This window comes from Bacteroides sp. AM07-18 (assembly GCF_003602695.1).
In the GTDB taxonomy this organism is placed as follows: Bacteria; Bacteroidota; Bacteroidia; order Bacteroidales; family Bacteroidaceae; genus Bacteroides; species Bacteroides uniformis.
Window position 1 is genome coordinate 20,978 of the sequence record NZ_QTLM01000017.1, and the last position, 11,227, is coordinate 32,204.

10 protein-coding genes and 1 pseudogene are annotated in these 11,227 nt (G+C 44.4%); 6 read left to right on the forward strand and 5 right to left on the reverse strand.

Annotation, left to right across the window (positions count from 1 at the left end):
- Positions 1-3 precede the first annotated feature (3 nt).
- The gene (locus DW096_RS16440) at positions 4-261 is read left to right on the forward strand and encodes a hypothetical protein (RefSeq protein ID WP_005648607.1); all 258 of its coding nucleotides are present in this window, start codon (positions 4-6) and stop codon (positions 259-261) included.
- Between the two features lie 188 nt (positions 262-449).
- On the opposite strand, the gene DW096_RS16445 is transcribed toward DW096_RS16440, so the two are convergent.
- The 3 genes from DW096_RS16445 to DW096_RS16455 all read right to left on the reverse strand — a co-directional run bounded on the left by DW096_RS16445 (position 450) and on the right by DW096_RS16455 (position 3,850).
- Complete coding sequence (locus tag DW096_RS16445; RefSeq protein ID WP_233555726.1) at positions 450-1,592, reverse strand: fimbrillin family protein; 1,143 nt, start codon at positions 1,590-1,592, stop codon at positions 450-452.
- 108 nt (positions 1,593-1,700) lie between these two features.
- Complete coding sequence (locus tag DW096_RS16450) at positions 1,701-2,621, reverse strand: DUF5119 domain-containing protein (protein ID WP_007564613.1); 921 nt, start codon at positions 2,619-2,621, stop codon at positions 1,701-1,703.
- Positions 2,618-3,850, reverse strand: a complete 1,233-nt coding sequence (locus tag DW096_RS16455; protein WP_005868809.1) for a DUF3575 domain-containing protein — start codon at positions 3,848-3,850, stop codon at positions 2,618-2,620. The genes DW096_RS16450 and DW096_RS16455 overlap by 4 nt, the downstream gene beginning before the upstream one ends.
- 302 nt (positions 3,851-4,152) lie before the next feature.
- Between DW096_RS16455 and DW096_RS16460 the strand changes: the two genes are divergently transcribed.
- Positions 4,153-5,211 carry a LuxR C-terminal-related transcriptional regulator gene (locus DW096_RS16460; RefSeq protein WP_117889581.1) on the forward strand — a complete coding sequence of 353 codons (1,059 nt, stop codon included), beginning with the start codon at positions 4,153-4,155 and terminating at the stop codon, positions 5,209-5,211.
- Between the two features lie 305 nt (positions 5,212-5,516).
- Here the strand turns inward: DW096_RS16460 and DW096_RS16465 are convergent, their stop codons facing one another.
- Together DW096_RS16465 and DW096_RS19605 are read right to left on the reverse strand one after the other, a co-directional pair.
- Positions 5,517-6,797 (reverse strand): ATP-binding protein, encoded by a 1,281-nt coding sequence (locus DW096_RS16465; RefSeq protein ID WP_005868811.1) that lies wholly within the window; start codon positions 6,795-6,797, stop codon positions 5,517-5,519.
- Between the two features lie 126 nt (positions 6,798-6,923).
- A pseudogene (locus DW096_RS19605) lies at positions 6,924-7,083 on the reverse strand (helix-turn-helix domain-containing protein).
- Between the two features lie 129 nt (positions 7,084-7,212).
- Here DW096_RS19605 and DW096_RS16475 point away from each other — a divergent pair.
- The 4 genes from DW096_RS16475 (at position 7,213) to DW096_RS16490 (ending at position 11,081) form a co-directional block, all read left to right on the forward strand.
- The gene (locus DW096_RS16475; RefSeq protein WP_005868812.1) at positions 7,213-7,563 is read left to right on the forward strand and encodes a helix-turn-helix transcriptional regulator; all 351 of its coding nucleotides are present in this window, start codon (positions 7,213-7,215) and stop codon (positions 7,561-7,563) included.
- Positions 7,556-9,145 (forward strand): type II toxin-antitoxin system HipA family toxin, encoded by a 1,590-nt coding sequence (locus tag DW096_RS16480; protein WP_005868813.1) that lies wholly within the window; start codon positions 7,556-7,558, stop codon positions 9,143-9,145. The genes DW096_RS16475 and DW096_RS16480 overlap by 8 nt, the downstream gene beginning before the upstream one ends.
- 99 nt (positions 9,146-9,244) lie before the next feature.
- Positions 9,245-9,565, forward strand: coding sequence for a helix-turn-helix transcriptional regulator (locus DW096_RS16485; protein ID WP_005868815.1), 321 nt, complete (start codon positions 9,245-9,247; stop codon positions 9,563-9,565).
- Positions 9,555-11,081: a type II toxin-antitoxin system HipA family toxin gene (locus tag DW096_RS16490; protein ID WP_005868817.1), complete on the forward strand. Its 1,527-nt coding sequence runs from the start codon at positions 9,555-9,557 to the stop codon at positions 11,079-11,081. The genes DW096_RS16485 and DW096_RS16490 overlap by 11 nt, the downstream gene beginning before the upstream one ends.
- The last annotated feature ends 146 nt before the right edge of the window (positions 11,082-11,227 follow it).

The following is an 11,227-nucleotide window of genomic DNA, read 5'->3' on the forward strand; positions in this document are numbered from 1 at the left end:
CATATGGCAAAGAAGAACGATTTAAAAAACAGTATGTCGGCCGGGCTGACCGGGGGATTAGACAGCCTGATCCAATCCACGGCCGGGCAAAAAGAGGCTCAAAAGCCGAAGAAAGCGAAAACCGTGCATTGTAATTTTGTCATGGACGAAACCTATCACCAGAACTTAAAGCTGATCGCGATCCGCAAAGGCGATTCGCTAAAATCGGTATTGCAAGAGGCTATATCTGACTACTTGGATAAAAACAGTTCCCTGCTATAACAGCGTATCGGGAATATACAGGGCAAACACTCCACAAAAGAAATTCTCCAGGAAAAAGGTACGCAAAAAGCACCCCTACACATCAAAAAGTATATTGAAAATGCGATTCCCTATAAAGAACCCGTTGGCAGGATTAATCTTGCGTATGTTTAACCTGCCAACGGGTACGATATTAATAAACGTTTGGATTAAGGTTGGGGTTGGACGTTTACGTCTTTATCTGCATCAACCCAGCCTGTTGTCCCTGCATCAAACTGGATCGGATTCAACACAGCCACTCCCTGATCAGTATAACCACCACCGAAAATCAACGTGTAGATATGACGCTTGCCCGCTACCCATGTATCTCCGAACGGAACATAAATTGTTCCGTAACTATCTGCTGAACCCAACAGATAACCTCCGGACTGCTGGATTTTGCAGGTGATCGACAGGTAACATTGATGCGCACCGTCGGCTTTTATCTTGGTATTGGTGGCTTCTTCGGAAACTTTCCATTCTGTCAGCTTCTGTGGTATATTCAGCATAGGAGTTTTTTCGGAAATATCGGTAGCTGTGGTATTACTATTGACCTCGATGGATTTGCCTTGCACTACGGTAATAAAACCTCCTCCTGTAGAGCTTTCAGGCCAATCACCCACAGCCCAACTTCCCGTTCCATCGGCTGTCGCAGGCAATGTGTAGACGCCGCCCATTTTTACATTAAAAATCTTGATGTCCTTTATATTCACCTGCATGTTATCGTATTCGGTCTTTGCTTTGAATACGACCTGTGACAGAATATGCTTGAAGTTAAATTTCACTACTCCGTTGTTCTTGTCTTTTGTCTGGCCTTTGGCTATGGCATACATCACGTCGTAGTTTTCATGAGCATTGATACCAGATCCATACTCATCGGAGCAGGAATAAGTTATCTTTTGAGTATCCTTGGTGGCTTCCCACATATAACTCCACTGCATGGCTTCATCAACCGTTCCGGGATTGAACGCGTAAAAGTCCAAAGGCTCGGTAGGCCAATAACGAAGATCGCCCGCATTTTTATAATCCCACTTATTATCTTTGTACACGATATTCACTCCGTCATGTCCAAATTCCGTGTCGACCTTTCCCATGAAGGCAGTACCATCCGCCGTAAAAGCGAACACGTCGAAATCGGTGTTCTTCAAGTTGGTGTTGGTAGTAGGGGTAGCCCTCGTTTCCGCCGCATTACTTAACACGTTAAAACCAATCGCATTTCGTGAGGAGGTTTCCACATTCGCAATCTCCTCGTCTGAGCAACCCATGAGTAGTGCTCCAAAGATTGCCCAAAGCATTACTGTACTTTTTTTCATAAATAAAAATAAATTAAATTGATACATATAATTAATAAACTCGATTACTTAATAGTTGACATAGCGTTTACCCGGCATCCAATCCGCACTGAAAACTCAAATATCCGTTTATAACACTATATCCACATTCACATCATCCCAATCATCAACGTCCACATCAAATCCCGCACCGTCACTTCCCGGCTCGAATGGTACCTCATAATCAAAATTCAACACCAGATGCACATCACCGACATGCCCCGCTACCGGGACATCATGCACTTGGTCGCTCACGTCCTGTTCCAATACAGACATGCTGCCGGAACGGTTCTTGAGATACAGCCGGAAAACATTGGGCTCTCCTTCAAGTGCGGAATGTCCAAACGTATAGAATCCGCCTATAATCTGATTCCGTGAAACCATTCCATCAAAGAGCAGGCTCTCCGAAAGACCGGCGGGCAAACTGTCGCCGGACATGTTAAGCGAGCCGGACATGCCGGAAAGAGCGGCCCGCAAATCCGCCACCCTATCCAGTCCCCGAAGACCGTTCACCTCATACGTGTAGTGACATACCATGTTTACGGGAGTTAGCCGTACTATCTCCGCGCTTCCTCCCGGAATGTCCTTGAGGATAACTCCGTCTATATGGTCGCCACACAGCCAGGGTGGGGTGACAGCCATTGTCCGGTTATCCGGTGACCGAACATCACGCGTATCGGCAGTAAAAAGCGTGTAACTGCCGTTTCCTTTCCAAACCATCCCGTCGGTATCGTAGTTGAAGCAAATTACCCGGTAATCATTCTCGGGGAGCTCCACTTCCCCCCCCTCTCCTCCGGGGAAATCAAATATCCACGTGTTGCTTTCATCATCGGTCGGATAAAATACGACCCTCATGCCTTCAGGCTTGTCATGATTGGAAATCTTGGTCCAGTCGAATATTACCCGCACCGTGGCAAAGTGCGGATGATCGTAACATAAATCCTTATGCTCACAAGCCGTCAGTCCTATCCATAAAAATATGAACACCAGACTAAAGCGTATCCGTATCACTGCCTGCCTCCTTTCTTCCGGCTATAATTCCCCCGCCCGATCAACCACACCAAAGAGATACCCGCCTTGGTCGGGCCGAACCAGCGGCGGTTTTTAGTGGTCTGCCATACATAGTGACCGTCCAAAGGGATGTACTCCTTGTACGATCCTCCAAGGTAGCCGATTCCCAACGTGAAATCCACATTGAACCGATGTCCCACAGGTAACGAGTAGCCGTAAGCCACGCCTCCCCCGTAACTCCATTTATCCCCCAAGTAACCTTTCCCACCCAATTCGAAATCATAGGTGACGATCTGCCCGTACAATCCGACATGATGCCCGGAAAACGGTTTTTCCACCGCTCTCCGACCGAACCAGCGGCGCAACTCCACATCTCCCCCATAGATACGCCAATAATTATGCTTCCGATCACTTTTCCACCAGGCATACATCCAATTCCCGGCCACAGACCAGTTCTTCCCCAAACAGAACTCAACCCCGATGTCAGGTATCAAAACAGCGTCATAAAGCAAGTTTGTTTTCACCGCCATGCAAAACGGCCGTTTCTTTACCGGAGCTATGACGGTAACGGTATCACGGATGCACAACGTATCACGTGTATGTATATATACCGTATCTCTGACGGGATTTATCGGATCACTATCATAGCATATTTTCACCATCGACGAACGAAGTTTCGGAAAATGGAATTTATACAAATATGAGTATGGCCTCCCCCCTTTCAGTCTTTTCAGTTCTCCCCCCAAATAAGGGCTGTCCTGGTTTTCCAAACGGACGATCTTCTCCAACAAACGAAGGACATCCTCCCTCTCCGGAACATTCACATCCGCTCTCACCATCGTTATAAGTCCGTTCCAGTCACTTCCCGAAAAATGAAAATCCTTCTCCAATACCGGAATCTTTATATAAGGTGATATATACCGCCACAAAACCTCTGCTCGTTTTTCAGACAGCCTTCCATTCAACAGCCCCCCTCCTTCCGGGGAAGCTCCTCCTATTATTTGAATTTTCCTGATAAGACGGACGGAGTCGTTCAATGCGGAACAGATTTTAGCAAACCGCTCCATCTCGTTCCCATTGTCAAGTAAACATGTATCTATATTTACCTTTCCTTGATGAAAATAGATCCTTACCGAATCACGCTTCTCCTGAGCGGATATTTCTCCGCTTATACTCAACACGAGCACGAACAATACACATTTAATATAAAAAAAACATCTTTTCGTCATTTAATCATTTGTTAATATGACAATCCAAACCCAGGCTTTTACACCCCCCTGAATTTCAACCGCTAAAGATATGCACTTATAAACCAACCTCCAAAGCAAAAAACAAGTATTTTAAACTTATAAATACTTAAAAAGACAACCACACAACAGCTACAACACTTACCACAGCAGCCAATCACGCTTACACAACAATTAAAAACACTTAACATCATAAAGAAAAGTACTTAAACATACAAAAAAAAAAAAAACAGTTATTTTTGCAGGAAACATTATACTTAATAACACTTAAAACAATAAAACACATGAAAATCAGCACAAAAGCCGCTACTTTTCTAAGTTCAATAAAAACTCAAACTTACGACAAAAAAGAAAGCGAAATGATAATAACGTATCAACAAAAACGTGTCTTTCATCTATCCCTGCTCATGCTGGCCTTATGCGCACCCATATACATATATTCAGTTCCATTTCCCAATGAACAGTTTTATTATATTAACAGCGTATTATTCCTGTTTATCATTATGTGCACTCTCGCTTATTTTAAAAAGAGAGTAAATCTGACCACGACCTTTTCCATTATACTGATAGCCATACATATCGAGATTTTTATCGAAATAATTTATTGCTCAATATGTAGCGGATATGAATATAGTTATCAAAGAGCATTGATAATGAGTAACATTAGTATCTCTCTCTTATTTACCATGCTTTCCATCTGTGCCTATATGAGTAATATCTCCATCCTATTGTCCTCCCTTACCATAGCTTCCTATACAATCTGCACACTTATCACCGACGAACCGTTCCTATACAGTTATCTGCCTTTGATCATCATCATATACACCATGATCCCCTTATTAGGAAGATCCTTACACAGTAATATCAGCAGCTTGCTAAAAAGTAGCAACTTGCTAAAAGAGGAAGAGGAAATGCTTTTGAAACGTCTCCAAATGAAAAAGGAAGAACTATTCGCGTTCGCCGAGTTGTTAAGCGAGAATAACCCGGAAGAAAAGACAAGCTCCCTGTTAAGCATAATAGGGGAACAATCCAAAGAAAATCTTTTTACAGCCCTTGCCGCATACCAGAAAAAGGAAAAAAGTAAACTTGATACAATCAGGAGAATATATCCCAATTTATCCCCGTCCGAATTAAACATCTGCCGTTTAATACTGCAAGACAAGACCGTCAGCCAAATATGCGAATTATTACATCGGAGTAGCGGAAACATAACCAGCCAACGAGCGAACATACGTGCCAAACTCGGACTGAAAAAAAGCGACAATTTAAAAGAAGCATTACAAGAACGCATGAGGCTGTATGAAGAAGAACACCGGCAAGAGGACTTTTCAGCCATGCGTTAGGGATTGCAGAGTAAAGCCCACAGCCTTTAGGCGAGGACTTGCAACGGAAAGCCTGACCGTCCCACAGGAACGCCCAAAAGAAAAAGAATCCCCCGAACATTCATCCGGGGGACATCCAAGCCGTCACATCAATTATAATACAGATTCAGATCATCCGTGCCAATCTCCTTTCCGTCCCGGAAAACAAGGCGTAAATCAATCCTCTCTCTGTTTTCATTGCCACAAAGATAGACATACCGGCCAACATACGCATCATACTTATCAATCAGTTCTAACGGTATGACCGGCATGGGAAAAGGATACACCTATATTGCATATAGCGGAAAATTTGTAAGATTACCCTGTACTTTATAAGGCAACATAGAAAATCTCTCCGCATGCAATTCCGGTCTTTTTCCCAGTAATGCTGTCAACGAATTGGCCCGGACATTCCCTTCGGCCTTCACTTCTATCGGCACCATTTGGGCATTACGTTGAATAACAAAATCCAACTCAAGACGCGAATTGTCTGTGTTATGGTAATAAATCGGTGACACGCCCTTACTTTTCATCTGCTGCAATACATACTGTTCAGTCATTCCTCCCTTGTATTCCTTAAATATGTCGTTTTTAATCAAGACTTGGGCCGGATCTGTCTTGACCATAGCACCCATAAGCCCCAAATCAACCATATAGAGTTTGAAAGCCGACAGGTCTTCATAAATATCAAGCGGAAGCTCCGGTTTGGTACATCGAGGCACTTTATACAACAACCCGGCATTTACAAGCCATTGAATGGCCATCTCAAAATCATTGGCTCTGGCACCTTTTCGCAAAGCTCCGTAAATGAATTTCTTGTTTTCTTTAAATAATTGGGAAGGAATGCTGTTCCATACCATTCGGACACGCGGAACCTGTTCTTTGGGCGCATGTTTTGAGAAGTCAAGATCATAGCCTTGCAAAATCTCCGACTGTATTCTTCTGACTTCCAGCAAGGAATCCGTTTCTACATATTTGAGTACAACTTCCGGCATACCACCTACATAATAATATTGCCGAAGGAGATCCGTATATTTGTCATGCAGGAGGCTTATCGTTTCAAAATCCCCACTCATAAGCAATTTACAAGCTTCTTCTTCTCCCTTGGCGACAAGAAACTCTTCAAAGTTCATAGGAAATATATTGATGACATTTACCTTCCCTACGGGATAAGACACATCCTGATGAAGGGATATCCCCAAAAGTGAACCTGCCACAGCTATATGATACTCCGGAACCTCCTCTTTAAAATACTTCAAAGATTCCAGTGCTTCCGGGATATCTTGTATCTCATCAAGGATAATAAGCGTATCACCCGGAGTAATGTCAACGGAAGTCATCGCACGCAGCCCCCGTAAAATTCTGTCAACATTGAAATCCTGAGAAAAAAGCTGGCGTGCAAGGTTATTCTTACGGCATACCACATAAGCCTCTTTTTTGTATTCAAGTTTGGCAAACTCATGGAGCAGCCATGTTTTCCCAACTTGTCGGGCACCATTTAAAATCAGAGGTTTTCTATCCTCACGGTTTTTCCATTCTATAAGTTGTTGCAAAACAAATCTTTTCATCTACAAACAGCATTTTTATACATGTAAAAACAGCGTATAATACATTTATCCGCACTTATTTAAAGCACAAATATACTAAAATAAACAGATAATAGAAGCAATCTTATACATTTTTCCGCACTTTAATCAACTCCAATGGAAAGCAGTAGCCAATTTAGGATTGCCTTCTCCACGCTCGATGGCCACCAGCGTATTGATGCCCACGCCCGCCAGTTCGGAGAAGTTCCAGCTGATTGACCTTCAAACTCTTCCTGCACTCTTTAATCATCTTTCCTAGCTCTTTCATATTCACAACACATTGTGATTTTAGTCAGTTTTCATCCTAGTTCAAAGAAAAAAACAGCCGATAAAGCAACTATAATCATTGTATTCATATAGATTAACATCATATATTCAAGTTAATCTATATATTTACATGGATTATTTGTATATTTGCAAAAAAGGAACAACCATGTGGAATGAAATGAGCAATCCAGCTGTGCTGATGAGAATCGGCCAGCGCATCAAAGAGACACGTATCAGGCAGCATATCACGCAGGAAGAACTGGCAACGGCTTCCGGTGTAAGCCCCTTGACCGTTGCGAACATCGAGAAGGGCAAATCGGTATCGCTGCTGTTGTTCATCAGCGTACTCCGCTCGCTCGGCCTGCTGGAGAACCTGGAGCAACTGGTACCGGAAATCCGGGTCAGCCCGATAGAGCTCAAAAAACTGCAAGGAAAGAAACGCTACCGTGTACGCCATTTAAAACAAGATAACCATGAATGATTTGATAGTAGATGTAAAGCTATGGGGAGAAAGCGTAGGCTCTCTCTATTGGGAAAAGGAAAGCAATGCCGCCTTGTTCGACTATGAACGGAAGTTCATCCGCTCCGGTCTTGACATTTCTCCCATCATCATGCCCATCAGCCAGTACAGGAACACCCCCTACCGGTTCCTTGAAAACCGTACCGACTGTTTCAAGGGGTTGCCCGGCCTGTTTGCCGATTCACTGCCGGACACTTTCGGAAACCAGATCATCAATGAATGGTTTGCCAGCAAGGGATTGTCCGGAGAAGAGATTACCCCTTTAGACAGGCTTTGCTATGTAGGCAAACGTGGCATGGGCGCACTGGAGTTTGAGCCGTCCTCGCCAATCAACGGCATGAACGAATCATCAGTGCTCCATATCGAGGAACTGACTGAGCTTGCCAAATCCGTATTCACGGACAGAATGGCTTTTCAGGTCCAACTGCGCCAGGAAGGAAGAAACATTCTGGATATACTGAAAGTGGGAACATCTGCCGGAGGTGCCAAGCCCAAGGCCATCATCGCCTACAACGATATTACCGGAGAGGTACGCTCCGGACAGGTAAAAGCTCCTGAAGGATTCGGGTATTGGCTGTTGAAATTTGATGGCGGCAAATACAGCGAACACACGCAGATAACGGACAATCCACAAGGAATAGGAAATATCGAATATGCCTATCACCGGATGGCAAAAGCCTGCGGTATCGATATGATGGAATGCCGGTTACTTCAGGAAAAAGAGTCATATCACTTTATGACACGACGTTTTGACCGTATGGAAGACGGAGAGAAGATCCATGTACAGACATTGGCCGGGCTTGCCCACTATGACCGTGACCAACGCCATTCATACGAAGAGATATTCCGTATCATGCGGCAGATGAACCTCCCTTATCCAGAGCAGGAGGAACTATACCGAAGAATGGTGTTCAACGTCATGAGCCGGAACCATGACGACCATAGCAAGAACTTATCTTTCCTGATGGATAGACAAGGGAAGTGGAAACTGGCCCCAGCATACGACCTCTGCTACTCATACACACCGGGCGGCAAATGGACGAACCGCCACCAGCTGTCACTCAACGGCAAACAAGACAATTTCACGATGGAAGATCTGCAAAAGGTAGGTGAGAACATGGGTATCCGGAAACACAAACAGATTATCGAAGAGATACAGGAAACCGTATCGCATTGGCATGAGACTGCCAAGGATTGCGGGGTCAAGCCGGAACACGCCGATTTTATCGGAGAAAACCTGCTCTTGTTCGGCAAGCAACTGCATACGATCCATATGCCGGACATTGCCAACGAACAAGAGCAGGCTTTCATGAAGGCTATGCGAAATGATGACTTCAATACCATTCTGAAACTGAAGATGAGAGGATATCAGCCATCGGAGAACACACTGAAAAGCCTCCAGCCGGATGTATCCGCCACCACCTTCATCGCTGCCGCCAAAATCTTCCAAATGGAAGGGATGCTAAAAAGCCTTCAGGACATAAAACCCGCGCAAAGCCCGATTACAGGCGGCAATAAACGTAGCATGGAATTGGGGGATTAGCACACAAACTACATCGCGCACAATTCAATATAACAGTAAATATATTAATTGTTATATATCATATTTTGATTTAACAATTAATATATTTACCTTTGTAAAATGACAACGAATCACATCACCCAAGCCATGGCCAATCCGGAAATCATAGTGGAACTGGGCAGACGATTTAAGGAATACAGGCTAACCTATAGGCTCACCCAAAAAGAGGCTGCCGAGAAAGCCGGTGTCAGCCTTATCACCTTACGCCAGTTTGAGAACGGGAAGGCCTATAACATCAATATGGGCAACTTTCTTGCCCTGTTACGAGTAGTGGACTGTCTGGAACAGATGGATGATCTGATGCCGGAAATACCTGTTTCAGCCTATACAATGGAACGAATAATGAATAAAAAGCCGAAAAGGATAAGACATGGAAAATAATGTTGTGAGTGTTATGTTATGGGGAGAAGAAGTCGGAAAGCTCTATTGGGACGAAAGAAACAAAAGAGCCGTCTTCAACTATCATCCGGATTTCATCAAGAAAGGAGTGGAAATCGCCCCACTGACCGCTTCTGTCAAAGGACCGGCGGCAAAGGGTATGCCCATACTCGGAAACAAAGAAAAGACTTATCAAGGTCTCCCACCGTTTTTGGCAGATTCATTGCCTGATCGGTGGGGTAACATGGTCTTCGACCAATGGGCGGCACAAAACCATATCCCCAAGCGCAAACTCACACCGGTAGATAAACTGTCTTTCATCGGGAAACGGGGAATGGGAGCCTTTGAGTTCATCCCGGCCACTCCTGGATTGGAATCCTCTTCCACTCTCCAGATAGAGAGTTTATACCAACTGGCACGCCGTATCTTTGAGGAACGGGAGGAAATATCCGTGCAAGATGACGAAGCACTGCAACTGCAAAGTATCTATGAGATAGGTACATCAGCCGGAGGGCAGCACCCGAAAGCCATCATCGCCATCAATGAAACGACACATGATATACGTTCCGGCCAAGTCCCTTTACCGGAGGGCTATACCTACTACATATTGAAGTTTGCAGAAGGGGACGATTTTCCGTTCACGCAAATGGAAATGGTATATTATGAGATGGCAAAGGAAGCCGGGATTACGATGATGCCTTCCCGACTCATTCAAATTGAGGGAAAACATCACTTCCTGACGGAGCGTTACGATAGGATAAACGGAGAGAAGATACATACACAGACACTTGCTGCCATGAATCCGGATGCAACGAGCTATGAGGATTTGTTTGAAGTCTGCCGAAAACTGAACATCCCGGCAAGCGAACAGTCCGAACTCTACCGTAGGACGGTATTCAATATCATGGGCGGCAATGTGGATGACCACATCAAGAATTTCTCTTTCCTGATGGAAAGAAACGGCACATGGCACATCACCCCAGCCTACGACATGACATTCACCACCAATTTGGACGGTGCGGCATACGAAAACGCACACTCCATGAGCATTGCAGGAAAAGATAACGACATCACGGAAGATGACCTGATGCAATTTGCCAAACAGAACGGAATAAAGAATGCGAAAAGGATAATCGAAGAAGTCAGCCTTGCCATCAGCCATTTTTACGATTATGCCACCAATCATCAAATCGATGACTATTGGAAAGACCGCATCGAAGAGCATCTTTCCGGTTTGGTATCTCCGATCATAGGGAAAACCATGAAACACTACCTGCCCACCATTGTCGAACCCTACGAGACAGAGGATGGCTTTTTGGTATCAGAAATCAACATCATCGAAAACACCCGGCATGATTTCCGTATCGAGGCCTTCATAAACGGAAAGCGACAGAAATACATTGCCGGGCGTAAAAGCGATTTGGCTGCTGAAGTCATTGCCAAAGGCAGAAACAAGATGCCCGTTGAGAACAAGAAAGAACTTGTGGAACGGTTGTTACTGCCTTTAGCTAGAAGATAAAAACAGACGAATAGCGACACTATTACATTAATAAAAAGTCTGTTCTTGTTCGGCAAGCAACTGCATACGATCCAAATCCGGACATTGCCAACGAACAAGAGGAGGCTTTCATGAAGGCTATGCGAAATGATGACTTCAATACCATT

Bases quoted from the DNA above. Each gene is read 5' to 3' on its own strand.
- DW096_RS16440 (WP_005648607.1), top strand. From the start codon at position 4: ATGGCAAAGAAGAACGATTTAAAAAACAGTATGTCGGCCGGGCTGACC.
- DW096_RS16445 (WP_233555726.1), bottom strand. From the start codon at position 1,592: ATGAAAAAAAGTACAGTAATGCTTTGGGCAATCTTTGGAGCACTACTC.
- DW096_RS16455 (WP_005868809.1), bottom strand. From the start codon at position 3,850: ATGACGAAAAGATGTTTTTTTTATATTAAATGTGTATTGTTCGTGCTC.
- DW096_RS16460 (WP_117889581.1), top strand. From the start codon at position 4,153: ATGAAAATCAGCACAAAAGCCGCTACTTTTCTAAGTTCAATAAAAACT.
- DW096_RS16465 (WP_005868811.1), bottom strand. From the start codon at position 6,797: ATGAAAAGATTTGTTTTGCAACAACTTATAGAATGGAAAAACCGTGAG.
- DW096_RS16475 (WP_005868812.1), top strand. From the start codon at position 7,213: ATGGATTATTTGTATATTTGCAAAAAAGGAACAACCATGTGGAATGAA.
- DW096_RS16480 (WP_005868813.1), top strand. From the start codon at position 7,556: ATGAATGATTTGATAGTAGATGTAAAGCTATGGGGAGAAAGCGTAGGC.
- DW096_RS16485 (WP_005868815.1), top strand. From the start codon at position 9,245: ATGACAACGAATCACATCACCCAAGCCATGGCCAATCCGGAAATCATA.
- DW096_RS16490 (WP_005868817.1), top strand. From the start codon at position 9,555: ATGGAAAATAATGTTGTGAGTGTTATGTTATGGGGAGAAGAAGTCGGA.